The organism is Bradyrhizobium sp. B117 (genome assembly GCF_038969555.1).
Lineage (GTDB): Bacteria > Pseudomonadota > Alphaproteobacteria > Rhizobiales > Xanthobacteraceae > Bradyrhizobium.
Map to the genome: position 1 here is coordinate 7,791,954 of NZ_CP152414.1, position 23,373 is coordinate 7,815,326.

Consider the following 23,373-nt stretch of genomic DNA (forward strand, 5'->3'; position numbering starts at 1 on the left):
AAAACAAAGCAGCGCACGCCTGCACCGCTCACCGCCAACCAACTTGGGGCCATGAGCTCCGTTCCGAATGGGAAAGGGCGGCACAGCCAATGCCGTGCCGCCCTTCGTCAACTTTTTCTGATGTCTTCGCGAGGAACCGCGCGCGATCAATAGCCGAGCGCGCAGCCGTCCTTGCGCGGATCGGAACCGCCGGTGAGCGTTCCCTTCTCCCAATCGATCCAGATCGCTTGCGCTCCGCCGAGCGGGCCGACCACGCTGGTGGTCTTGTGGCCGAGCTTCTTCAGGCCCTCGACGATATCGGCCGGCACGCTGTCCTCGAGCTGGTACTGGCCCTCGTAATGCAGGCCGCGCGGCATGTCGATCGCCTCCTGAACGTCGCAGCCGTAGTCGAGGACGTTGGTCAGCAGATGAGTCTGGCCGGTCGGCTGGTACTGGCCGCCCATCACTGCGAACGACATCGTGGAGCGGCCGCCCTTGGTCAGCAGCCCCGGCATGATCGTGTGCAGCGGGCGCTTGCCGCCTTCGATGCAGTTGGGGTGGCCCGGCTGGATGCGGAAGCCGCCGGCGCGGTTCTGGAACAAGACGCCGGTCTTGTTGGAGACGATGGCCGAACCGAACGAATGCGCGACCGAGTTGATGAACGAGCAGACGTTGCGGTCCTTGTCCACCACGGTGATGTAGATGGTCGAGGGATTCATCGGCGGCGCGACGTTCGGCAGGTCGAGCATGCCGTCCATGCGGATCTTGCTGATATACTCGTCGGCAAAGCCCTTCGCGAGCATCTCGGCGACGTTGATCTTCATGTGCTCGGGAGAGGCGACATGCATCTCGCGGTTCATGTAGGCGATGCGCGCGGCTTCCGCCTCGAGATGGAAGCGCTCGACGCTGACGGGGGCGTATTTGGTCAGGTCGAAGCGCGACAGGATGTTGAGCATCAACAGCGCCGTGACGCCCGGACCGTTCGGCGGGCACTGCCAGACGTCGTGGCCCTTGTACGTGGTGCCGATCGGCGTCGTCGTCTCGGTGGTGTGCGCGGCGAAATCCTCGAGCGTGTGGAGGCCCCCGATCGAACGCAGGGTCTCGACCATGTCTTCGGCGACCTCGCCCTTGTAGAAGGCGTCGCGGCCGTCCCTGGCGATCGCGCGCAGGGTCTTGCCGAGCTCGGCCTGGCGGATGACGTCGCCGGCCACCGGCGGCTTGCCGCCCGGCAGCAGGTAGCGCACGGTGTTGGTGCCGGCCTTGAGCTTCTCGAACTGGTTCTTCCAGTCAAAGGCAATGCGGGGGGCAACGACGTAACCTTCCTCAGCCGCCTTGATCGCGGGCTGGAGCAGGCGGTCGAAGCCGAACTTGCCATGGTCGCGCAGCACGGTCGCGAAGCAGTCGATCACGCCGGGGATCGAGACCGCGTGCGCCGAGGTCAGCGGCACGGAATTGATCTTGCGCTCGAGATACCAGTCGGCGTTGGCCGCCTTCGGGGCACGGCCGGAGCCGTTATAGGCGATGATTTTGCCCTCGCCGCGCGGCTGGATCAGCGCAAAGCAGTCGCCGCCGATACCGGTCGATTGCGGCTCGATCACGCTGAGAATGGCCGAGCCCGCGACCGCCGCGTCCACCGCCGTGCCGCCCTCGCGCAGCACCTCGATCGCAGCCAGCGAGGCCTGCGGATGCGAGGTCGCCACCATCGCGTTGGTGGCGTGGACCGTGGACCTGCCGGGGAAGTGGAAGTTTCTCATCGAATTCTTGCTCTCTTAAGGCGGTTGGCGCGGGTAGCGCCGTATCGGAAAAACCGGGCCTACATGACACATTCCGGCCCATCCGGGCAATCCTGGCATACCACGGAAATGGCAGCCATCCGCTGGGCGTATAGACCTTCTGCCGCCCGCAGCCATGCGGGTTTTCTGGGCGGCGGCCGCCTGCTAAACGAGCCGCCATGATCCACAAGGTCGCCGCCTTCTACCAATTCGCCGCCCTGCCCGATTACCGCGAGCTGCGAGAGCCGCTGCGCGCGTTCTGCACCGGCCTTGCGCTGAAGGGCAGCGTGCTGCTGGCGGAGGAAGGCATCAACGGCACGATTGCCGGCGCGCCCGAGGCGATCGACGCCTTCGTCCATGAACTCGCCCACGGCGCCATGTTCGGCGGCCGGCTGGACGATCTCGAACTGAAATTCTCGACTGCGGACGCAATGCCGTTCGGCCGGCTCAAGGTGCGGCTGAAGAAGGAGATCGTCACGCTTGGCGATGCGGCCGCCGATCCGACCCGGCAGGTCGGCATCTATGTCGATGCGAACGAATGGAACGCGCTGATCGCGGCGCCCGACACGCTGGTGCTCGACACCCGCAATGCGTTCGAGGTGGCGATGGGCACGTTCGAGGGCGCGGTCGATCCCGGCATCAGGAGCTTCGGCCAGTTCAAGGATTTTGCCGCGGAGCAGCTCGATCCCGCAAAGCACCGGCGCATCGCGATGTTCTGCACTGGCGGCATCCGCTGTGAGAAGGCGAGCGCGCATCTGCTCGCGCGCGGCTTTGCCGAGGTCTATCACCTCAAGGGCGGCATCTTGAAATACCTGGAAGAGGTGCCGGAGGCGCAGAGCCGCTGGCGCGGCGAGTGCTTCGTGTTCGACGAGCGCGTCGCGCTCGGCCATGGCTTGAAAGAATTGGGTCTGCGCCAACGGGACAAGGACGTCACACGTGACGAATGAGATCAAAAATCTGGGCGAGCGCATCGACGCGCTGGAGATGCGCATCGCCTATCAGGACGACACCATCGAAACGCTGAACCAGACCATCACTGCGCAGTGGAAGCAGATCGACGCGCTGACGCGGAAGGTCGCAGAGCTCGGCGAGCGGCTTCAGGAGGCCGAAGCCAACGCGCCCGGCCCCGCCAACGAGCGCCCGCCGCATTATTGAGCGATCCTACTCGCCGGCGGCCTTGGGCAGGTTCGCCACCTCGACCGACATCATCAACCGGTCGCGCCCGGCCTCCTTCGCGGCATAGAGCGCCTGATCGGCCGCCTCGACGAGGGTGCCGACGCCGGCGGTGCGCTCCAGCGCCGGACGGCAGGCGGCGCCGCCGACCGAAGCGGTGACGCGACCAGAGCTGCGATTGGCGCTGTGGACGAGGCCCGCCTCGCGAATGGCTTTCCTGATCCGCTCGCCGATGCGGGCGCAGCCAGCGGCATCGGTGTTCGGCAGCAACATGGCGAATTCTTCGCCGCCGTAGCGCGCAGCGAGATCGCCGGGGCGCTTCATCTCGGCGGCGATGAGCTGCGCCACCACGCGCAGGCAGGCGTCCCCGGCGGGATGGCCGTATTCGTCGTTGTAGGCCTTGAAGTGATCGACGTCGATCATCAGCAGCGCGAGGCTGGAGCGGTCGCGATAGGCGCGCGCCCATTCGTCGCCGAGCCGCTCGTCGAAGCGGCGGCGATTGGCGAGCCCGGTGAGGCTGTCCTCGATCGCGAGGGTCTCGAGCCGGGTCTCCAGCTTCTTCTGCTCGGTGATGTCGCGCGATATCGCGACCACGCCGTCGACGCGGCCATTGTCCCTGCGCGTCACCCGCATGGTCGATTCGAGCCAGACCTCGCCTGTCTTGCGGTGCGAGTTGCGATAGGTGACCCGCGCCTCCTCCTTCTCGCCGCGCTTCATGGCATCGACGAGGGCCTGAACCTGCGCCAGGTCGTCCGCATGGATGCCCGCGAGCGCCGGCGTTCCGATCAGCTGGTTGGCGCGCCAGCCGACGACACGGATCGAGGACGGAGAGACGTAGCGCAGCCGCTCGTCGAGCCCGATGCTGGTGACCATGTCGCTGGAGCCTTCGGCGAGCAGACGGAAATGGGCTTCCTTCTCGACCAGGGCGGCGGCCATGCTCTGGCCCCGCTGCAACTGCCGCACCAGCACCGCGCCGATGATCGCGATCAGCATGACCAGCGCGAGCACGTAGAGCATGCGGGAGATCGCCGCCGCGCGCCAGGGCGCCAGCAGCTCGTCCTTGTCGACCGTCGCGAGCAGGACGAGCGGATAGCGCCCGCTGCGCTTGAAGAAGCTGACGCGGTCGGCGCCGTCCAACGGCGATTTGAAATGATAGGCGCCGGCCGGCCGTTGCAGACTGGCGTCGCGGAACAGCGGGGTGTCACCGACACTGCGGCCGACGAACTTTTCGTTGTGCGGGTTGCGCGCGATGATCGTGCCGTCGCCATGCATCAAGGCCACGGAGCTGTTGCGGCCGATCTCGAACTGCTCGTAGAAGTGCGACAGATAGCGCGAGCTGATGGTCGCGAGCACGACGCCACCAAAGCTGCCGTCCGGCTTGTTGAAGCGGCGCGACACGGTCACGACCCATTCGCCGTCGAGCTGGCTCTTCACGGGATGGCCGACAAAGGGCTCACGCTTCGGCGAGAGCTGATGATGGCGGAAGAACGCATCGTCGCTGAGCGTCGAGGAGATCGTGCCGGGCGAAGTCAGCCAGTTGCCTTGGTCGTCGCTGATGGCGAGGCTATGGACGCGCTCCATCGCCTTCTTGCGCGCCTCCAGGAGGCTTCTGAGCTTGGCGATCGTGGCCGGCTCGGTGCCATCCATCTCCAGTCGGCTGACGACGCCGACGACGCCGGAATCCAGGAGATCGAGACTGTCCTCGGCATGCTGGGTCAGCGAGCGCGCGACATTCGCCATCTCGGTCTCGGCGCCCTTGAGCACCGCATCGCGCGCGGCCCATTCGCGCCAGCCGCTGACGCCGAGGATGGTCGCGCAAGTGAGCACGACGAAAGCCGCCGCGCGCAGCGGCAGGCGGCTCCATCCGGCTCTTTGGGCAACGGCGTTCATGCGGCAGAGATCTCCGATCGCCGGGAACCTCTGCCGCTTCTGTTATTGAACTCTGAAACGATTGGCGGAATACGCCGCCATACCCCCGGTTTCCCGTAGTCGTACGGACGCCGGGATCGATGCATCGCTAACAAGACATTAGCGAACCTATCGGAATCCGGCGCCCCTCCCCGCTAGCTGAAGATCGCCTTAACCTTGTCCCAGAGCGAGGGATTGTCGGCGTCCGCGTCGGCCTTCGAAGGCGTCGGCTGGGCGGCGCTGACGGGATCGGATGCCGGGAAGGTATCCTCGAGCCCGGTGTCGAGCTTGGCGTGACGGTCGGCGACGAGCGCCTCGCGCAGATCGTCGGCGTGCTTGTCGTGCGGCGCGGGATTGAATGTCTCAGCCATGATCTCCTCCGTTGGCTGGTCAACGCGGCCCGATTGCGCTGGTTCCCCTGTTCCGTTGGGGGCCGCGGCGGTGTATCAGGGGCGATAACATGCTTCAGGACCATTCGTGACCCAGCCTGCGACGAAACCTTTCATCGACGTCCTCTCCGGCCACCGCCAAGCCATCCCGCCGATGTGGATGATGCGGCAGGCCGGCCGTTACTTGCCGGAATACCGCGAGGTGCGCGCCAAGGCCGGCGGCTTCCTCGATCTCTGCTTCAACCCTGAGCTTGCCGCCGAAGTGACGCTGCAACCGATCCGCAGGTTCGGCTTCGATGCGGCGATCATCTTCTCCGACATCCTCGTCATCCCCTACGCGCTCGGCCGCTCGGTGCGCTTTGAGGTCGGCGAAGGTCCGCGGCTCGAGCCGCTGGATGATCCGGCGAAAGTCGCAACGCTCGCCGCACACGCAGACCTCGGCAAGCTCACGCCGGTGTTCGAGGCGCTCAAGCTCGTGCGCGGCGCGCTCGATGCAAAGACCGCGCTGATCGGCTTCTGCGGCGCGCCGTGGACGGTTGCGACCTACATGGTCGCGGGCCACGGCACGCCCGACCAGGCGCCGGCTCGGATGATGGCCTACCGGCATCCGGAAGCGTTTGCGAAGATCATCGACGTGCTCGTCGAGAGCTCGATCGCATATCTGCTGAAGCAGCTCGAAGCCGGCGCCGACGCGTTGCAGATCTTCGACACCTGGGCCGGCGTGCTGCCGCCGGCCGAGTTCGCGCGCTGGTCGACCGAGCCGACGCGGCGCATCGTCGCGGGCGTGCGCGCAAAGGTGCCGGATGCGAAGATCATCGGCTTTCCCCGCGGCGCTGCTGCGCAATTGCCTGGTTACGTCGAGGCGACCGGCGTCAACGCCGTCAGCATCGATTGGACCGCGGAGCCGGCCTTCATCCGCGAGCGCGTGCAGAGCCGTGTCGCTGTGCAGGGCAATCTCGATCCGCTGGTGCTGATCTCAGGCGGGGCCGCGCTCGACCGCGCCGTCGACAACGTGCTGGCGAACTTTGCGCAAGGGCGGCTGATCTTCAATCTCGGCCACGGCATCCAGCCGGAGACGCCGATCGCCCATGTCGAGCAGATGATCAGGCGGGTGCGGGGGTAAATGGCGGGTGCTTAGGGCGCCGACCCTTCCACATCGTCATAGCCGGGCCTGTCCCAGCCATCCACGCCTAACCACTCGGTACCAAGAACGTGGATGCCCGGGACAAGCCCGGGCATGACGGCCTCTTGTGGGCGGCTCAAACGAGAATCGTGAAAACAACCCCATGCACAGTAGGGAAGCAGTTGGACTTCCTTGCGAATTCCTATAATCCGAAATCCTGCTTGACCCGTCGGGCAAAACAGGTGCATGATGGCATCATCACAGCGCTGCCCCCTCGTCATTGCGGCCGGCTGCGCTCGATGATCTCCGCCGCACCCTTTGCCAAGAGATCGAGACCCACCGCACGGCCGAGCTCACGCGGGCGGTTGGCGGGGCCCGTGTGCGAGGCTTCGATGATGGTGTTGCCGGAGAGGTCGAGCACAGAGGCGGTCAGCGACATCTGATCGCCTGCGATGGTCGAGAAGCCCGCGACCGGCGAATTGCAGTGGCCGTTGAGCACCCACAGCACCTCGCGCTCGGCATCAGCAGAGGCGTGCGCAGCGGGATCGTCGATCGATGACAGAATTTGTCTCGTCTGCCAGTCCTGCGCGGCGCATTCGACCGCGACGATGCCCTGCCCCGCCGCGGGCAGCATCTCCGCCGCGGTGAACTCGTAGGCGATGCGATGCGCAAGACCGACGCGGTCGAGACCCGAGCGCGCCATAATCAGCGCGTCCGCGGGTCCAACGGCACCGCCATCCGGCAGGCGCTGTTTCTCGCCATTGTCGAGCTTTCGCACGCGCGTATCGGCGGCGCCGCGGAAGTGGATCACCTCGACATCGGGAAACAACCGTCGCGCATAGGCTGCGCGCCGGACGGCGTTGGTGCCAATTTTAAAGCCCTTGCCGCGGGACTGGCGCAGTGCGTCCAGCGTCACGCCCTCGCGCACCACCAGCGCATCGGCGGGCGGATCCCGCGACAGCGTGGCGCCGATGACGAGGCCCGGCGTGTCTTCATTGCCCGGCATGTCCTTCAGCGAATGCATCGCGGCCTGGAGTTCCCCTGACAGCACGGCGGCGCGGATCTGCGCCACGAAGGCACCGCCCTTGCCGCCATGCGGCAGCAGCTTGCTGGTCTGGTCGAGATCACCCGTGGTGTCGAACTTGACGATCTCGACATCGAGATCGGGCATGGCGGCGGTCAGGCGGCGCGCAATCTCTTCCGTCTGCGCCAGCGCCATCGCGCTCTTGCGGGTACCGATCCGTAGTCGAATAGCCAAGCCGTTCTCCATCCAGGACGCGTGTCGCGTGCGCGAGCGCGTCATTGCCCATACGACAGGTTCAGGCCGGATGGTAGATGGCTGCTGCGCTCGCGGCGAACATTAGCACAATCATGCGGAGAGACGCAGCGCCTCGACCAGCGATCGGAACGCACGGGCATATTCCGCGCCCGCCCTTGCGATGTCGGCGCGCCCGGCGCAGGCGACCGCGGCCTCCGTCACCGCGCCGAGCAGCAGGCGCGCCAGCGGCTCGACCGGCTGGCGTGCGATCAGGCCGCCCTCCATCGCGGCGGAGAGTGCGCGCGGCATCTTGCCGCCAAAATGCTGCGCGTCGATTTCGCGCCAGCGCTCCCAGCCGAGCACGGCCGGGCCGTCGCGCAAGATGATCTGGCCGGTCGGCCCCTTGGCGGTCGCGGCAAAATAATGCTGGGTGCCGGCCACCATCGCGGCGAGCACGTCCTTCTCGGCGCGCGCGGCACTATCGATCTCGGCGACGAGATCGCGCGAGACCAGGTCGAACACCGCCTCGAACACCGCCTCCTTGGTCCTGAAGTGATGATAGACCGCGCCCTTGGCGATGCCGGCGCCCTCCGCAATCTCGTCCATGGTGGTGGCGGCAAAGCCGTGCGTTCCGAACAGCCGGCGCGCTACCGCCAGGATCGCCTCCGTCGTCGCCGCCCGCCGCTCCGCCTGTTTTGCCATGGGTCTCGTCTATTGCGTGATGGGTTGAAGTCGAAGTGAGTCCGGCGATCAGCGGCGGTCTCTCCGTTCCCTCCCCCCTTGCGGGGGAGGGGCAGGGAGAGGGGTACCACACGGGGATTCCATCGAGGACACGCCCGCCTGAGTGCATCTTCGACAACTGGCGCTCTTTGCTGGGCTACCCCTCTCCCTAGCCCTCCCCCGCAAGGGGGAGGGAACGCACCGTCGCTGGAGCGCCAGCTGCGTCTCTCACTCATCTGGCTGTAATCGAATTCTCCGCGGGTCACCAGTTGACTTTTCGACTGTCGGTCGGTATTTACCGACCATCAGTCGGTTTTAGTCGTGAGGTGTGCCATGCCGAGCCGTGATGTCGTCGAAGCCTTTGCGCAGCGGCTGGAGGATGGAGATTTCGTCGGGGCGATCGAGCAATTCTACACGCCCGATGCCGCCACTTACGAGAACAACGCGGCCCCGACGGTCGGGCGGGACAAGCTGGCAGCGAAGGAGCGCGGCGTGCTGGCCGCTTTCAAGGAGGTCAAGGCCGTCCGCGTCGGGCCGAGCCTGATCCAGGGCGACAATGTCGCCTCGCGCTGGATCTTCAGCTTCACCAATGCCGAAGGCATCACGCGCACGCTGGAAGAGATCGCCTGGCAGACCTGGCGCGGCGATGAGCTGATCGAGGAGCGGTTCTACTACGACCCCAAGCAGCTGGGGCGGTGACGGGCCGCGGCTCTCGTGCATCGGCCCGGATGCAGAGCTCATCGACGGAAGCGAGGACTTCCGCAGCGCATATGCCGTGTCATCAGGAGATTGGGTGCTGGTGCGGCCCGACGGTTACATCGGTGCCTTCGTGGGCTCGCAGCAGACCGATGCGCTCATGCGATTCCTCGACGAACAAGGCGTGGTCTGACTGTAGTGCTAGACACGCCTTCCTGACATCGGTGTCATCGCCGCCCCCGTGCGCAATTGCGCGCTAGGCGGGGCATTACAGTGGAGACCGTGGCGAAGATCGCCCCCTCCGCTACAGCCGTAACGCGGGGGCCGTGCATTTGTATCGATTTGTTATCGATACGCGATCTTTGCCACTTAGAAGTGATCACGCCGGCCGCAGCAAGCGTGGATAATTCATAGTTCGTCAAATCTTTATGGCGAATTCTCCGGATCGAGCCGGACAAAGGGCTCATGCTGCTAGGCTCTGGAATGCGGACTCAAACGACCAGCTATTTCGCGCGGCTGTTTGCCGGCGATCTGTCGGCCTTTGGCGGTCCTGCAACCGACGAAGCCGTGGCCGGCCATATCCGCGCGGAACAAATGTCGCTGGTGCTCGGCTATTCCGTCGGCATCATGCTCGCCAATGCCTGCAACGCCGTCGTGCTGGCGATCGCGCTGTGGCAGTCGCCGGACCGTATCCCTGCCCTGATCTGGGCCGTCGTTGTCGCCGGCGCCGCGATCGCATTCGGCCTGCAATCCCGCGCCGCGCGCCGTATCACGAAACCGCAATTCGTCTCGCGTCGGGCGATCCACCGGCTGGTGCGCAACGCCTTCGTGCTCGGCACCGCCTGGGGCATTGTCCCGGTCGCCTTCTTCGCCAACGCCTCGACCGGCGGCCAGCTCGTCATCACCTGTCTTTGCTCGGGCATGCTCGCCGGCGGCGCGCTGGCCTTCGCCACGATTCCGATCGCGGCCATCGCTTTCACCGCGCCTATCTTCGTCGGGATCGCCATTTGCCTCGGGCGGAACGGCGACCTCGCCTTCCTGCTGATCGCCTTTCTCGTCGTGGTCTATGGCAGCGTGCTGCTGCGCGGCGTGTTCGTGAATTCGTTCGCCTTCGCGCGGCGCGTGATGCGGCAGATCGAGGCCGAGCGCACGGTGCGGCAGGACCCGCTGACCCAGCTGCCCAACCGCGTCGCCTTCAGCGAGACGCTCGATGCCGCGCTGAAGCGCCTCGCTCTGTCCGGCGAGGAGTTCGCGGTGCTGCTGCTCGACCTCGACCGCTTCAAGGAGGTCAACGACCAGTTCGGCCATCCCGCCGGCGACGAATTCCTGGTCCAGGTCGCAAGCCGCTTGCAACGCTGCACACGCGCCGCCGAGCACGTCGCACGCATCGGCGGCGACGAGTTCGCGCTGCTGATGGCCAATCTGGCGCGCCCCGAGGACGCGCTCGAGATCGCCGAGCGCTTCGTCGCCGCCTTCACCGAGCCCTTCCAGATCGAGGGCCGCCAGTTCGTCGGCGCGACCAGCGTCGGCATCGTGCTGGCGCCGCGCGATGGCGGTGCGGCGCTCGACATCATGAAGAATGCCGACACCGCGCTCTACCGCGCCAAGAAGGCCGGCCCCGGTACGGTCTGCTTCTTCGAGGCCAGCGACGACCGCTCATCGCGCGAGCGCAAGGCTCTGCAATCGGACCTCGCAGGCGCCGTCGGGCGAAACGAGCTGTTCCTCGCCTTCCAGCCGTTCCTCGATCTCGATGCGAACCGCATCACCGGCTTCGAGGCGCTGCTGCGCTGGCAGCATCCCTCGCGTGGTCTCGTGCCGCCGAGCGAGTTCATCCCGATCGCCGAGGAGACCGGGCTGATCCACGAGATCGGCGAATGGGTGATCCGCCGCGCCTGCGCGACGCTGGCGGACTGGCCCGAGGACATCCGCGTCGCCGTGAATTTTTCGGCGGCGCAGTTTCACAACACGAGCATTCTCCAGACCATCGTGCAGGCGCTGGCGGATGCCAAGGTCGCCCCGCACCGGCTGGAGATCGAGATCACGGAATCGATGCTGCTGTCGAAATACGGCTCGGCCGCGTCGATCCTGAACGCGCTGCTCGAGCTCGGCATCACCGTGGCGCTGGACGATTTCGGCACCGGCTTCTCCTCGCTCACCTATTTGCGCAAGCTGCCGTTCAGCCGGATCAAGATCGACCAGTCGTTCATCCGCGACGTGCTGGTGCAGCCCGACTGCGCCGCGATCGTGAAATCCGTGGTCTCGCTCGCGCGGGACTTGCGCATCGGCGTGGTCGCGGAGGGCGTCGAGACCGCGGACCAGCTCGAATATCTCAGGCAGATCGGCTGCGACGAGGTCCAGGGCTATCTGATCAGCCGGCCGGTGCCGGCCGACGGGGTGATGGCGCTGCTGGAGACGAAGAAGCTTCGGGCGACGTTTGCGGCGTAGGTATCAAAGCCTCCGCGGCGTCATGGCCGGGCTTGTTCCGGCCATCCACGCCTAACCACACGACACGAAACACGTGGATGCCCGGGACAAGCCCGGGCATGACGGTTTCACCTCAGACCGCATCCGCCCTCAGCAGCGTGTCCACGGTGATGGTGCCCCTCGCCCGCGAAACGCAGGCGCAGATCTTCTGGTTGCTTTGCTTCTGGTGATCGCTGAAGAAGACGTCGCGGTGGTCGATCTCACCGTCGACGGCGACGACGTCGATGGCGCAGAGGCCGCATTCGCCGCGCTTGCAGTCGTACATGACGTCGTGGCCGCTGGCGTTGAGCACGTCGAGCATCGATCGCTCGCGCGGAATCTCAAGCTCGACATCGGTGCCCTTCAGGCGCACGCGGAAAGTTTCGGTCGGCAGCGTGCCGCTGGAGCCGAAGGTCTCGTAGCGGAGATCGGGCAGCGGGTGGCCGGCGCCGATCCAGCCATGGCGCGCGGCATCCAGCATCCGCATCGGGCCGCAGAACAGCGCGAGCGCGCCTTGCGGCAATGACGCGAACAGCGCGTCGAGATCGAGCCGCTTGCCTTCGTCGCTGGCATGCACGACCAGGCGATCGCCGAGCATCGCGGCGAGATCGTCGAGATAGGCGGCCTCGCCGCGCGAGCGCACGGCGTAGTGCAGCGTGACATCGGCCCCGCGCCGCGCCAGTGCCTGCGCGGCGCCGAGGATCGGCGTGATGCCGATGCCGCCGGCGATCAGGCAATAATTTTGTCGCGCCCAGTCGACCGCGAGCAGCGAGGCGGGCTGCGTGATGTCGAGCCGCGCGCCGGGCTGCAGGGACCACATGTAGCGCGACCCGCCGCGGGAATCCTCGGCGCGGCGCACCGCGATCTTGAAGCCCCGCGATGTGGCTTCGCCGACCAGCGAATAGGACCGCGTCTCCGGCAGGCCGTCGATGGTCACGCTGACATTGATGTGGCTGCCGACCGGATAGGCGCTGCCATCAAACTGATCGGGGCGGATCAGAAATTCGCGGATGCCGGGGGCGAGATCGCGCGTCTCAACGAGCGTTGCCGGAAGCCAGGTTTCGATGAAGCGCATGGTGACTGCCCTCAGTCGGTTGCGGTCTTGATCAGCGCGAGCGCCGGCAAGAGGTCGAGATGGGTGCGGTTGCGCAGCGCGAGCCGCAGATTGCGCACCGCGAGCCGAGCGTGCTCGCGCATCACGGCTTCGGCGCGCGCGCCCTCGCGGTTCTCGATGGCGTCGATCACGACGCGGTGGTGCTCCTGTGCGATGATCAGGATCTGCTGCGCTTCGGCCAATGCCGATTGCGCCATCACGAACCCGCTTGGCGAAGCAAACGGCAGCGCCGAGGCGCGGTCGATCTGGCGGATCAGCGGCGGGCTGCGCGACAATTCGGTGAGCAGCGCGTGGAAGCGCGCGTTCAGCGTGACGTAGGACGAAAAGGCTTCGATCGAGATCGGCACCTGGCGCAGCAATTCGTCGATCGCGGCCAGGCATTCCTTCAGCGGCTCGAGCTCGCGCGCGGAAACGCCGCGCTCGGCAGCGAAGCGTGCGGCGAGGCCTTCCAGCGTGCCGCGCAGCTCGATGGAGTCGGAAATGTCGCGCTCCGAAAACGCCTTCACCATGAAGCCGCCGGACGGGATCGCTTCCAGCAGCCCCTCCTCCTCCAGCCGCACCAGCGCCATGCGCACCGGGGTGCGCGAGGCGCCGGTCGTCTCCACCGCCTGAAGCTCGGAGATGCGCTCGCCGGGGCGCAAGGCCCCTGACAGGATCTGGTCGCGCAGCGCGAGCTGCGCCTTCACGGTCTGCGAGACGGAGCGGTCGACCTCGCGCTCGGGAGCTGCCTTCACCTGGCCTACTCCGCGGCCTGAAGGTGCGTCGGCGGATTTTCCTTCGCCACCATCTTGTCGATCAGCTTGCGCGACCACATCGCGCCGGCGTCGATGTTGAGGTTGTAGAAGATGCGATCGGGATTCTCGTCCATCGCGCGCTGCTGCGCCTCGAGGATCAGCTCGTCCTCGCGGAAGATGCCGGAGACGCCTTCGCGGATCTCGGTGGTGATGCGCTGCTCATCGAGACGATAGTTGCGCACGAAGGCCCAGAAGTAGTGACAGGTCTTCTCGGTCTCGGGCGTGATGGTGTTGAGCACGAAACCGTTGACGCCCTGCGAGCGGTCGCCTTCGGGCGCGCCGGTGCCTGTTGGCGCGACACCGACGTCGATCGCGATCGTGCATGGCGCTTCGAAACGGATGATCTGCCAGCGGTCGACGAGGCCGGGCTTGCCGAGTTGTTTGGCCCAGAACGGCGGCGCCTCGATGCCGCGCATCCAGCGCGTCACCGTGACCGTCTTCTCACCATGGGTGACGTCGAACGGCGCTTCCGCCACCGCGTCGTTGCCGATGGAGGAGCCGTGCACGAACGTCTCGTGGGTGAGGTCCATGAGATTGTCGAGCACCAGGCGGTAGTCGCAGTTGACACGGATGGTCTTGCCGTCGCCGGCCCAGGCCGGATCGTGGTTCCAGTGCATGTCGGGGACGAGCGCAGGATCGGCCAGCGCCGGGTCGCCCATCCAGAGCCAGATGTAGCGATGGCGCTCGACCACGGGATAGGCGCGCACGCAGGCCGATGGGTTGATGGTCTCCTGCGAGGGCATGAAGGTGCAGCGGCCCTGCGCGTTGTATTTCAGGCCGTGATAGCCGCAGACGACGGTGTCGCCTTCGAGCCGCCCCTTGGACAGCGGCACCAGGCGGTGCCAGCAGGCATCCTCCAGCGCGGCCACTGAGCCGTCCGCCTTGCGATACATCACGACATGCTTGCCGCAGATCGTCCGCGGCAACAGCGCCGGCTTCACCTCCGCGTCCCAGGCGGCGGCGTACCAGGCGTTCATGGGGAAGGGTTTTGTCATGGGCGCGGCTCCCGAGGCTTATGTATGCGTTATGTATACAATAGCGGGTGCACAGAATCGTTCAAGGCCAAAATTGCTTACCTAATTACCTCAATCGACAACTATGTATACAGATATAGCCTCGAGTCATTCCCCGCGAAGGCGGGGAATCCAGTACTCCGTGGCCAACATTGGATTTCACGCAACTTCCGCCGCGGAGTACTGGATCACCCGCCTTCGCGGGTGATGACACCGGTCGAAACGGCGGGTCCGCCCGTGGAGGGGCGCCACGAGAGCGACCCAGGCCTCGTGCGTCCTACGCCCCGAACACCCTCTTCAGCCCAGCCTGGGCTTCCTCCTGAATCCGCTTCAGGTGCTCGGTGCTCCTAAAGCTCTCGGCGTAGATCTTGTAGACGTCCTCGGTGCCGGACGGCCTTGCGGCGAACCAGCCGAAATCGGTCTCGACCTTGATGCCGCCGAAGGGCTGGCCGTTGCCGGGCGCCTTGCTCAGCGTCGAGCGGACCGGATCGCCGGCGAGGTCCTTCAGGCCGAGCTGCTCGGGCGTCACGGATTTCAGGATGTTCTTCTGCGGCACGGTGGCGGCGACGTCGATGCGCGCATAATGCGGCACCCCTAGCTCGGCGGTGAGGTCGCCGAACAGCTGGCTCGGGTCGCGGCCGGTCTTGGCCATGATCTCCGCGGCGAGCAGGCCGAGGATGACGCCGTCCTTGTCGGTGGTCCACACCGTGCCGTCGCGGCGCAGGAACGAGGCCCCTGCACTCTCCTCGCCGCCGAAGCCGAAGCTGCCGCTGACGAGGCCATCGACGAACCATTTGAAGCCGACCGGCGTCTCCACCAGCTTGCGGCCGAGCTTCTTGGCGACACGGTCGATGATCGAGCTCGACACCACGGTCTTGCCGATCGCGGCATCCTTGCCCCAGTTCGGCCGGTGCGCGAACAGGTAGGAGATCGCGGTCGCGAGATAATGGTTCGGGTTCATCAACCCGCCGCTGCGCGTGACGATGCCGTGACGGTCGGCGTCGGTGTCGTTGGCAAACGCGACATCGAAGCGGTCGCGCATCGCGATCAGGCTCGCCATCGCGTAAGGCGAGGAGCAGTCCATGCGGATCTTGCCGTCCCAGTCCACCGTCATGAAGCGGAAGGTCGGATCGATCGCCTCGTTCACGACCGTCGCCTTCAGGCCGTAGCGCTCGATGATCGGATGCCAGTAATGCACGGCGGCGCCGCCGAGCGGATCGATGCCGATATTGATGCCGGCGGATTTGACGAGATCGAGGTCGACGACATTGCCGAGATCGGCAACGTAAAGCGTGATGAAGTCGTAGGCGTGCACGTTCGCCGACCTCTTCGCCTTGGCGTAGTCGATGCGCTTCACGCCCTTGAGGCCATCGGCGAGATAGGCATTGGCGCGCTTCTCGATCACGGAGGTCGCGTCCGTATCGGCCGGGCCGCCATGCGGCGGATTGTATTTGTAGCCGCCGTCTTCGGGCGGATTGTGCGAGGGCGTGACGACGACGCCGTCGGCAAGGCCCGAGGTGCGGCCCTTGTTGTAAGTGAGGATCGCGTGCGAGATGACGGGCGTCGGCGTATAGCCGCCGTCCTTGTCGATCATGATGTCGACGCCGTTGGCCGCAAACACCTCCACCGCGCTTGCGAGCGCCGGCTCGGCCAGCGCGTGGGTGTCGATGCCGATGAAGAGCGGGCCGGTCAGCCCCTTTTCGTTCCTGTAGTCGCAGATGGCCTGCGTGGTCGCGAGGATATGGCCCTCATTGAAGCTGTTCTTGAACGAGGTGCCGCGATGGCCTGACGTCCCGAACGCCACCCGCTGCGCAGGATCGGCGGCATCGGGCTTGCCGGCGAAATAGGCCGTCACCAGCCGCGGAATGTTGGTGAGCGCGTCCGGCGAGACCAGCTTGCCCGCCGCGGGATTGACATCAGCCACTGAAATATCCTCGTCCTGTCGTCACAGAGATTGCGGGATACCATAGCATCGGCCCGGTGTCCGCCAAACCACAACACACGCGACGGGTGAGGCGTTCCTGAGGCGGGCATCAGCCGTTATTCCTTCATCCGTCATTCCGGGGCGCGCGAAGCGCGAGCCCGGAATGACGGGCGGAGGGCTGCCTGCGCGTCCCCTGGATCATGCTATGGTCCACCCCATCGCGACCGTTCGAATCGTCCCATGGCTGTTTTTCGCAAGGCGCTCCTGCTGATCACCGGCCTCCTCCTGGCCGGCGCGCCGGCGCACGCCGCGGAGTTTTATACGGAAGACCTGCGCATCCCCATGGCCGAGACCGGATCGCAAGGGCTGGAGGCCTTCCTGGTCCGCCCGGCGGGGACGAAGCGCTATCCGCTCGCGCTGCTCAGTCACGGCTCGCCGCGCAGCTTCGACGACCGCGCCACGATGTCGGCGCACAAATATTACGGCATCGCGCTCGAATATGCCCGGCGCGGCTATGCCGCGCTGATCGTGATGCGGCGCGGCTACGGCACCTCGCCCGGCGGGCGCGTCGACAGCGTCGGCGGTTGCGCCAACGCGGCCTATCTGCCGGCGGCGGCGGTCGCGGTGGCGGATTTGCGTGCCGCGATCGATGCGATGGCGCGCAGGAGCGACGTCACGACGTCAGGCATGATCGCGGCCGGTCATTCCGCCGGCGGGCTCGCCACCGTCGCGCTGACCGCGCAGGCGCCGCCCGGCCTCGTCGCCGCGATCAGCTTTGCTGGCGGCCGCGGCTCGCGCGACGACGACGAGGTCTGCAATCCCGATGGGCTGGTGCAGGCTTTTGCCACGTTCGGCAAAACCTCGCGCGTGCCGATGCTGTGGGTTTACGCGACCAACGATTCCTTCTTCGGTCCCGATCTCGCGCGCCGCTTCCATGACGGGTTTCGCGCTGGTGGCGGCAACGCGAAGTTCATCGTGGCGCCGCCTTATGGGGACGACGGCCATTATCTCTATTCGGTCGTGGGCCGCCCGCAATGGACGCCGTATCTCGACGCCTTCCTGCGCGAGCACGGGCTCGGCCATGACATCCTGAGCCTGCCCGATCCGCTGCCGCCGCCGAGCCGGCTCAACGAGGCCGCGCTCGCCGAGTTCGCGCGCTATCTCGCCTCTACGATGCCGCACAAGGCTTTCGCGGTGTCGCCGAATGGCGGTTACGGCTGGCGGGCGGGACGCGCGACCGTCGACGACGCCCAGCGCGACTCCCTCGCCGCCTGCATGAAATGGTCGCCCACCTGCACGCTCTATGCGGTCGATGACCGCCTCGCTCCGGTCACCGATCAGAGCGCCCGCGCGCGATAAGGGACCTTCCCGCCCGAAGCCCGTTTGTTAACTTCGAAGCCCTATGACAGGCCCCATGATGAGGGATCGGGTGCGCTTCAATCTCACCGCGACGTGGAGACACGCTGCCGTCGCCCTGCTTTTGTCGGTTCCGATCTGCGCGCATGCCAAGGACGGCACGCCGGACGAGCCGCGTACGGTGCCGGCGGCGTCGGAGAGCATGACGGAGCTTGGCGCCGGCGAAACGCCGTCATCCCGTGCCGAAATCCGCAAGATCATCGAGCGGGAAACCGCGAAGACCGGCCTGCCCGCCGATATCGCAGAGGCCGTCGTGTTCGTCGAAAGCGGATACAATTCGGCCGTGATCGGCAGCGTCGGGCGAAATCGGCCTCATGCAGGTGCGGCCCGAGACCGCGGCGATGCTCGGGTTCCGCGGCAACACGACGGAGCTCGCAGAGCCGGATATCAACATCCACTACGGCGTGCTTTATCTCGCCCGCGCATGGCGCCTGGCGGGCGGCGATCTCTGCCGCGCCCTGATGAAATATCGGGCAGGTCATGGCGAGGAGACGATGACCGCGCGCTCGCAGGTCTATTGCAACCGCGCCCACAACCGTCTCGTCACGATGAACTCGGCGGCTCTGGAAGCCGGCGCTGTGGCTCTCGATCGGGCTCCGGCGGTGACTGCGCCGGATTCGGCTCCAGCAGCGGCAAAGACAGCAAAGATAGCGCAAGCGCCGAAGGCGCCGACGCGTCCCAAGGACGTCTATGCGCGTTACCGTCAGGGCACGGCCGCTGCCAGCCGCGCCTATTGGGCCGCGCATGAAGCGAGGGTCAGCCTCATCAAGGCGCGGATCGAGGCAAAGTGGAGATGGGTCGCATCGCGCTGACGCGATGCCCCCTGTGTCCTACAGCGCGATGAGATTAGGATGAATCGTCATCGCGCTTTAGGTTGCTGTTTGAGCATGATCTTTTCGGAAAACCGCTGCGCACTTTTCCGGATCATGCTTTAGAGCCGCTCGCTGAGCGCGAGCTTGTAGCCGACGCCGGTGACGGTCGCGATCACGGGCGTGCCGCTGCCGACCAGCTTGCGGCGCAGCCGCGCCACCAGCGCATCGACGGTGCGGATGTCGACCTCGGCCTGGCGGTTGCTGACGACCTCGATCAGATAGTCACGGCTGAGCGGCCTGCCGTCGGCGCCGACCAGCGCGGCGAGCAGGTCGAATTCGGCGCGCGTCAGCGCCACCGGCTTGCCGTCGCTGCCGAGCAGCTCGCGCCGCGTCAGGTCGATGATCCAGTCGCCGAAGGCGATCGAGTTGTGGTTGCGCGCCGCCTTGCGATCGATCGAGCGCCGCCGCAACACGCTGCGCGCGCGCGCGAGGAGGTCGCGCAGATTGATCGGCTTGGTGACATAATGGTCGCCGGCGATCTCGAGGCCGAGGATTCGATCGACGTCGGTGTCGCGGCGGGTGACGAAGATGATGCCCGCGTTGCTGGTCGCCTGGATCTCCTTGGCGAGCTCGAAGCCGTCCCCGTCGGGCAGCTGCACGTCGAGGAAGACGATATCGGTGCGCGCGCGCAGCGCCTGGCGGCACTCCGCGCAGGAGCCGGCCCCGACCACGTCGAAATTATTCTCGCTGAAATAACCGACCAGCATCGTCCGCGTCACCGGATCGTCTTCGACGACGATCAGCCGCTCGCGGCCAGCCGGACGCAATTCCTGAAGTGCGGAATCAGTCACGATCTTGGATGTCCTGTGTGCTTGCGGCCCGGCCTGAAAATTCAAGTCGTCGCGCAGCGCGCCGTCCTGTGAACGTACATTCACAATTGGTTCGAGCCCCCGAATTGCCTGCTGGAATACTAGGCGTGTTGTCGCGCCCAAACAATATTGGTCATGGTCTTGAAGTATTAAGTATGAATTGGCCCACAATTCTCATTCCGCGCACAGTCCCGCTGGCCTGGTTGGCGCGCAGCGGGGTCAGTCAGCTCGAGCGCCGATCGGGTCGTTTCGGCTCCGGATGCAACCCCTGGTTAACGTAAAGACAGCCTTCGGCTTCGGAAAGGCCGGCCGCGCCTCTATTGTCTCCGCTTGCAGGTGCGAAATACGGAGCAGGCGTTATGCAGGGGCAGGCCCGGTTGGCTGCCGGTCGAATCGAACGAGGCGCAACGCCCCTCAATCGTTCTCATACACTCGACTTCCTGCGCGGCCTCGCCATCCTCGGCGTGATCGCGATCCACGTCTCGCAATCATTTCCATCGAACATCCACGCCATCGACTACGCCTTCATGTGCGGCTGGACCGGCGTCAATGTGTTCTACTTCGTCAGCGCGATGACGATGTGCCTGATGTGGACGCAGCGCGCCGGCGAAACGAGCCCGACACGCAAATTCTACATTCGGCGTGCCTTGCGCATCGCGCCGCTGTTCTGGCTCGCGATTCCGGCCTACCTTGCTCTCTACGGCACGGGGCCGCGCGACACCGCGCCCGACGGAATCGGGCCGCTCCAGGTGATCCTGACCGCGACGTTCCTGCACGGCTTCTGGCCCGATAGCGTCAACAGCGTCGTGCCGGGCGACTGGTCGATCGCGGCGGAGATGACGTTCTATCTCGTCTTCCCGCTTCTGATCACCGCGTTCGGATCGCGCCGCCGTCTCTATCTCGCGCTCGCGCTTCTGCTGCACCTCGTCAATGTCTGCCTGTTCAAGCCGTGGGCCCTCGAACTGTTCTCGGCCTATTACGGACCCGGCCGCGACTCCTTCGTCTGGGGCACGCTGCACCTTAGCTTCCTGAACCAGTTGCCGGTCTTCCTGACCGGCTGTGCGCTGTTCTTCTCGCTGCGCGACGGCTTCACCAGATCCGACGCCGCGATCTTCATCGTCTTCGTCGTGCTGTCCTTCTTCGCCAATGGCGCGACCGGCGCGCACGAATTCAACTACCTGATCATCAACCTCGTGCTCGGCGCGATGGTGGCCGGCTGCATCCGTTTCGCGGTGCACTGGTCACCGATCGAGGCGCTCGGTCGCAACTCCTATTCGATGTATCTGTCGCACTTCGCGGTGATCTACGCTCTACACCGGGTTTGGCCGCTCGCGGACGGGCTGGCCTCGCTGCTGATGACTTACGTCGTCACCATCGCGCTCAGCTATCTCCTCGCGCGCGCGACCTGGCATCTGGTCGAGCGGCACACGCAGGACCTGGCGCAGCGTCTGACCTCATCGGCGTCCGCCCGCCCGGCCATCCGCCCTGTCGTCGCCGCCACTGCAACCGGTGTGCGCTGAACGCATTCCCTTCGCGATCTGATGCGGCTTGCCTCGCCGCAGCCTTCCTATCTACTGTGCGCTCCCGGCTTCACATCGGAGTAGGCGCATGGAGGTCATCCTGCTCGGCACCGGCGGCCCGCGCCCGGACCCGCGCCGCATGGCGACGACCACGCTGATCAGGCTCGGCGAGGAGAACATCCTGTTCGACGCCGGCCGCGGCGTGATGGTGCAGCTCAGCAAGGCCGGCGTGCCGCTCGGCGCCATCAACACGGTCTTTCTCACCCATCACCATTTCGACCATATCGGCGATCTCTACGACGTGATGCTCAATTCATGGATGCACGGCCGCAAGGACGAGCTGCGCATCTTCGGGCCGCCGGACACCGAACGGCTCGTCAACACGCTGGTCACGCAGGTCTACGACAAGGACATCGCCTCGCGCGATCAGGGCGAGCCGACCTTCGGCGGCTGGAAACCGGTCGTCGCAACGGACATCGTTCCAGGTCCCGTCCTCGACACCGGCCGCTGGAAGATCAGCGCCGAGCTCGTCTCGCATGGCGATGGCCTCGGCATGTCTCCGGCCTTTCTCGCGCGCTGGATGTGCCTCGGCTACCGCTTCGAGGCGGAGGGCAAGGTCATTGCGATTTCCGGCGACACCGTCCCCTGCCCCGGCCTCGAACGGCTGGCCCAAGGCGCCGACCTGCTCGTCCAGGTCTGCTTTCTCGCGACACCGGAGATCAACAACGAGCACTTCCGACGGCTTGCGAAATACACGATCGCCTGCGGCGACACCGTCGGCAAGGTCGCGGCCAAGGCCGGCGTCAAAAAGCTCGCGCTGACCCATCACCGGCCGCGCACTGACGATGCCATGCTGAACGCGCTGCTCGCGGATGTGCAAAAGGACTATTCGGGTCCGGTCGTGCTTGGCGAGGACCTGACGCGGATCGAGGTCTGAGGGTCATCGATCTCAGGACGATCCGACCTCGATCCGGTACGACAGGCGCTGTTCCGCTCCAGGTGCGATATGCATCAAGCCGGGCTTGTCGCCGAACTCACCGTCGAAGCCTTTGGGGCTGGCATAGCCGCGCCAGGGCTCGATGCAGAGGAACGGCGCGCCTGACGGTTTGGACCAGACGCCAAGCTCGCGAAAGCCGCGCCAGGACATCTTCAGCCACGGCCCGGCGCCCTGGCCGGCGGCATAGCGGACCGAACTGCTCTCGATCCGATCGAAGATGATGGCGTCGTCGACGAACAGGGCTTCGGACAAGGGCAGCACCGTGCCGTTGACCGGGCTCGGCTCCGTCGCCGGGCGCAGCAATCCACCATCGAGACGGCGGACGAAAGATGGCTCTGCCGTCGCGAAGGTCAGCGCATAGCTTTCCTTGGGCACGCCCGCCTGGAGCGGCCAATTGAAGGCGGGATGTCCGCCGAGCGAAGCCGGCAACATCTCCTTGCCGGTATTGACGATCGTGAGCGCCAGCTCGAGGCCGGCGTCGTCGATCGCATAGATGGCCGTGAGGCGGAACGCGAAGGGATAAAGCGCGCGCGTCGCCGCGCTGTCTTCGAGCACCAGCGTGCAACTGGTCTCGTCACGCCCGGCCCAGGCAAAGCGGCTGTCGCGCGCAAAGCCGTGCTGGGTCATCCGGTAGGTCTTGCCCTGGTGCCGCAATTCGTCGCCCGCAAGACGCCCGACGATCGGGAACAGCAGTGGCGCATGGCGCGGCCATTCCGGCCCCGCTTGCCAGATCAATTCGGTGCCGCTGCGATCCTGCAGCGAGCACAACTCGGCGCCGTGGGCTTTGATGGTCGCGGTGAGAGCGCCACTGTGGATCGTGTGCGTGTCGTTGGTCATGACATCCCTGTCGATGCGGTCGAGGTCTGCCGCCATTCAAGGCGCGGCCTCACGTGAGGAGATCATACCGCATTGGAGATTGTTTCGCTCGCCTCGGGAGACGAGCATGCGGGACGTCGCGAGCGCGGACTTGGTTTTCTCGTGACCGCTCAGGCGCAGAAGCTGGCTCGCCGCCGAGCCGACCCTCCGGCAGGAAGCCGACCTTGTCCTCGAGCGAGGCCACGACGCGAAAGCCGAACGCGGCGGCAGGGCTCCAGGGGGAGGAGAGTAGCGGCCAAGCCATCAGCGCTTCGGCCGCAAGGTCATAGTCCTCGACCACCAGCGCGCGGGCGAGCACAGCCGCCGATTCATCGAAAGCCTCAGCGATGGCGGCGATAGCACGCACCTCGGCGTGGGGCAAACAATGTCCAGCCTCGATCGGCCCATTCCCTGGTAACAGGGAATTCTGCAGGGAAACCGTCAATTCCGAGGCTGCGATCGCACGAAAAATGCCAAAGATGCCTTAGAATCTTGGGGTGAGGTTGATGGGCAGCGTCGGACCAGAACAGGGAAATTTGCAGTGGAGAACAGGGAATGTGGCGGTCCGAAGCACGGAA

Annotated in this window: 21 protein-coding genes; 9 read left to right on the top strand and 12 right to left on the bottom strand. The window is 65.8% G+C overall.

Annotated elements, in window-relative coordinates:
* Positions 1–146 precede the first annotated feature (146 nt).
* Positions 147–1,733, bottom strand: a complete 1,587-nt coding sequence (ggt, locus tag AAFG16_RS37750) for a gamma-glutamyltransferase (protein ID WP_342733536.1) — start codon at positions 1,731–1,733, stop codon at positions 147–149.
* A 197-nt stretch (positions 1,734–1,930) separates the two neighbouring features.
* Between ggt and AAFG16_RS37755 the strand changes: the two genes are divergently transcribed.
* Complete coding sequence (locus tag AAFG16_RS37755) at positions 1,931–2,698, top strand: rhodanese-related sulfurtransferase (protein WP_342733538.1); 768 nt, start codon at positions 1,931–1,933, stop codon at positions 2,696–2,698.
* A 37-nt stretch (positions 2,699–2,735) separates the two neighbouring features.
* Positions 2,736–2,906 (top strand): SlyX family protein, encoded by a 171-nt coding sequence (locus AAFG16_RS37760; protein WP_231164371.1) that lies wholly within the window; start codon positions 2,736–2,738, stop codon positions 2,904–2,906.
* Positions 2,907–2,912: 6 nt separating this feature from the next.
* Here the strand turns inward: AAFG16_RS37760 and AAFG16_RS37765 are convergent, their stop codons facing one another.
* Positions 2,913–4,814, bottom strand: coding sequence for a diguanylate cyclase (locus tag AAFG16_RS37765; RefSeq protein ID WP_342733540.1), 1,902 nt, complete (start codon positions 4,812–4,814; stop codon positions 2,913–2,915).
* Between the two features lie 173 nt (positions 4,815–4,987).
* Positions 4,988–5,203, bottom strand: coding sequence for a hypothetical protein (locus AAFG16_RS37770; protein ID WP_283081403.1), 216 nt, complete (start codon positions 5,201–5,203; stop codon positions 4,988–4,990).
* Between the two features lie 106 nt (positions 5,204–5,309).
* Between AAFG16_RS37770 and hemE the strand changes: the two genes are divergently transcribed.
* Positions 5,310–6,344 carry a uroporphyrinogen decarboxylase gene (hemE, locus tag AAFG16_RS37775; RefSeq protein ID WP_342733542.1) on the top strand — a complete coding sequence of 345 codons (1,035 nt, stop codon included), beginning with the start codon at positions 5,310–5,312 and terminating at the stop codon, positions 6,342–6,344.
* Positions 6,345–6,621: 277 nt separating this feature from the next.
* On the opposite strand, the gene hemC is transcribed toward hemE, so the two are convergent.
* Together hemC and AAFG16_RS37785 are read right to left on the bottom strand one after the other, a co-directional pair.
* Positions 6,622–7,602, bottom strand: coding sequence for a hydroxymethylbilane synthase (hemC, locus tag AAFG16_RS37780; protein ID WP_342733544.1), 981 nt, complete (start codon positions 7,600–7,602; stop codon positions 6,622–6,624).
* A gap of 111 nt (positions 7,603–7,713) precedes the next feature.
* Positions 7,714–8,304, bottom strand: coding sequence for a helix-turn-helix domain-containing protein (locus AAFG16_RS37785; protein WP_342733546.1), 591 nt, complete (start codon positions 8,302–8,304; stop codon positions 7,714–7,716).
* A gap of 351 nt (positions 8,305–8,655) precedes the next feature.
* On the opposite strand from AAFG16_RS37785, the gene AAFG16_RS37790 reads away from it, so the two are divergent.
* Positions 8,656–9,021, top strand: a complete 366-nt coding sequence (locus AAFG16_RS37790; RefSeq protein WP_342733548.1) for a nuclear transport factor 2 family protein — start codon at positions 8,656–8,658, stop codon at positions 9,019–9,021.
* A gap of 480 nt (positions 9,022–9,501) precedes the next feature.
* Positions 9,502–11,463, top strand: coding sequence for an EAL domain-containing protein (locus tag AAFG16_RS37795; RefSeq protein WP_342733550.1), 1,962 nt, complete (start codon positions 9,502–9,504; stop codon positions 11,461–11,463).
* 112 nt (positions 11,464–11,575) lie between these two features.
* On the opposite strand, the gene AAFG16_RS37800 is transcribed toward AAFG16_RS37795, so the two are convergent.
* From AAFG16_RS37800 to pgm, 4 genes are all read right to left on the bottom strand, one after another.
* Positions 11,576–12,556 (bottom strand): PDR/VanB family oxidoreductase, encoded by a 981-nt coding sequence (locus AAFG16_RS37800; RefSeq protein ID WP_342733552.1) that lies wholly within the window; start codon positions 12,554–12,556, stop codon positions 11,576–11,578.
* 11 nt (positions 12,557–12,567) lie between these two features.
* Positions 12,568–13,329: a GntR family transcriptional regulator gene (locus AAFG16_RS37805; protein ID WP_283081411.1), complete on the bottom strand. Its 762-nt coding sequence runs from the start codon at positions 13,327–13,329 to the stop codon at positions 12,568–12,570.
* Between the two features lie 5 nt (positions 13,330–13,334).
* On the bottom strand, positions 13,335–14,384 hold the full coding sequence (locus AAFG16_RS37810) for an aromatic ring-hydroxylating dioxygenase subunit alpha (RefSeq protein WP_342733554.1): 1,050 nt from the start codon (positions 14,382–14,384) through the stop codon (positions 13,335–13,337).
* A 295-nt stretch (positions 14,385–14,679) separates the two neighbouring features.
* Entirely contained in the window at positions 14,680–16,326 is a 1,647-nt protein-coding gene (gene pgm / locus AAFG16_RS37815) for a phosphoglucomutase (alpha-D-glucose-1,6-bisphosphate-dependent) (protein ID WP_342733556.1), read from the bottom strand.
* Positions 16,327–16,566: 240 nt separating this feature from the next.
* On the opposite strand from pgm, the gene AAFG16_RS37820 reads away from it, so the two are divergent.
* Both AAFG16_RS37820 and AAFG16_RS37825 read left to right on the top strand, forming a co-directional pair.
* The gene (locus tag AAFG16_RS37820; protein ID WP_342733558.1) at positions 16,567–17,685 is read left to right on the top strand and encodes an alpha/beta hydrolase; all 1,119 of its coding nucleotides are present in this window, start codon (positions 16,567–16,569) and stop codon (positions 17,683–17,685) included.
* Positions 17,686–18,056: 371 nt separating this feature from the next.
* Entirely contained in the window at positions 18,057–18,554 is a 498-nt protein-coding gene (locus AAFG16_RS37825) for a transglycosylase SLT domain-containing protein (RefSeq protein WP_342733560.1), read from the top strand.
* 119 nt (positions 18,555–18,673) lie between these two features.
* Here AAFG16_RS37825 and AAFG16_RS37830 read toward each other — a convergent pair whose 3' ends face one another.
* Positions 18,674–19,489, bottom strand: a complete 816-nt coding sequence (locus AAFG16_RS37830) for a response regulator transcription factor (protein ID WP_342733562.1) — start codon at positions 19,487–19,489, stop codon at positions 18,674–18,676.
* A gap of 293 nt (positions 19,490–19,782) precedes the next feature.
* On the opposite strand from AAFG16_RS37830, the gene AAFG16_RS37835 reads away from it, so the two are divergent.
* Both AAFG16_RS37835 and AAFG16_RS37840 read left to right on the top strand, forming a co-directional pair.
* Complete coding sequence (locus AAFG16_RS37835) at positions 19,783–20,943, top strand: acyltransferase (protein ID WP_342733564.1); 1,161 nt, start codon at positions 19,783–19,785, stop codon at positions 20,941–20,943.
* Positions 20,944–21,031: 88 nt separating this feature from the next.
* On the top strand, positions 21,032–21,880 hold the full coding sequence (locus AAFG16_RS37840) for an MBL fold metallo-hydrolase (RefSeq protein ID WP_342733566.1): 849 nt from the start codon (positions 21,032–21,034) through the stop codon (positions 21,878–21,880).
* A gap of 12 nt (positions 21,881–21,892) precedes the next feature.
* On the opposite strand, the gene AAFG16_RS37845 is transcribed toward AAFG16_RS37840, so the two are convergent.
* Both AAFG16_RS37845 and AAFG16_RS37850 read right to left on the bottom strand, forming a co-directional pair.
* Entirely contained in the window at positions 21,893–22,777 is an 885-nt protein-coding gene (locus AAFG16_RS37845) for an aldose 1-epimerase family protein (protein WP_342741032.1), read from the bottom strand.
* 49 nt (positions 22,778–22,826) lie between these two features.
* On the bottom strand, positions 22,827–23,240 hold the full coding sequence (locus AAFG16_RS37850; protein WP_342733568.1) for a hypothetical protein: 414 nt from the start codon (positions 23,238–23,240) through the stop codon (positions 22,827–22,829).
* Between the last annotated feature and the right edge of the window lie 133 nt (positions 23,241–23,373).

Excerpts from the sequence above, each read along its gene's own strand:
- ggt (WP_342733536.1), bottom strand. The coding sequence starts at position 1,733 with ATGAGAAACTTCCACTTCCCCGGCAGGTCCACGGTCCACGCCACCAAC.
- AAFG16_RS37755 (WP_342733538.1), top strand. The coding sequence starts at position 1,931 with ATGATCCACAAGGTCGCCGCCTTCTACCAATTCGCCGCCCTGCCCGAT.
- AAFG16_RS37760 (WP_231164371.1), top strand. The coding sequence starts at position 2,736 with ATGCGCATCGCCTATCAGGACGACACCATCGAAACGCTGAACCAGACC.
- AAFG16_RS37765 (WP_342733540.1), bottom strand. The coding sequence starts at position 4,814 with ATGAACGCCGTTGCCCAAAGAGCCGGATGGAGCCGCCTGCCGCTGCGC.
- AAFG16_RS37770 (WP_283081403.1), bottom strand. The coding sequence starts at position 5,203 with ATGGCTGAGACATTCAATCCCGCGCCGCACGACAAGCACGCCGACGAT.
- AAFG16_RS37785 (WP_342733546.1), bottom strand. The coding sequence starts at position 8,304 with ATGGCAAAACAGGCGGAGCGGCGGGCGGCGACGACGGAGGCGATCCTG.
- AAFG16_RS37790 (WP_342733548.1), top strand. The coding sequence starts at position 8,656 with ATGCCGAGCCGTGATGTCGTCGAAGCCTTTGCGCAGCGGCTGGAGGAT.
- AAFG16_RS37795 (WP_342733550.1), top strand. The coding sequence starts at position 9,502 with ATGCGGACTCAAACGACCAGCTATTTCGCGCGGCTGTTTGCCGGCGAT.
- AAFG16_RS37800 (WP_342733552.1), bottom strand. The coding sequence starts at position 12,556 with ATGCGCTTCATCGAAACCTGGCTTCCGGCAACGCTCGTTGAGACGCGC.
- AAFG16_RS37810 (WP_342733554.1), bottom strand. The coding sequence starts at position 14,384 with ATGACAAAACCCTTCCCCATGAACGCCTGGTACGCCGCCGCCTGGGAC.
- AAFG16_RS37820 (WP_342733558.1), top strand. The coding sequence starts at position 16,567 with ATGGCTGTTTTTCGCAAGGCGCTCCTGCTGATCACCGGCCTCCTCCTG.
- AAFG16_RS37825 (WP_342733560.1), top strand. The coding sequence starts at position 18,057 with ATGCAGGTGCGGCCCGAGACCGCGGCGATGCTCGGGTTCCGCGGCAAC.
- AAFG16_RS37835 (WP_342733564.1), top strand. The coding sequence starts at position 19,783 with ATGCAGGGGCAGGCCCGGTTGGCTGCCGGTCGAATCGAACGAGGCGCA.
- AAFG16_RS37840 (WP_342733566.1), top strand. The coding sequence starts at position 21,032 with ATGGAGGTCATCCTGCTCGGCACCGGCGGCCCGCGCCCGGACCCGCGC.
- AAFG16_RS37845 (WP_342741032.1), bottom strand. The coding sequence starts at position 22,777 with ATGACCAACGACACGCACACGATCCACAGTGGCGCTCTCACCGCGACC.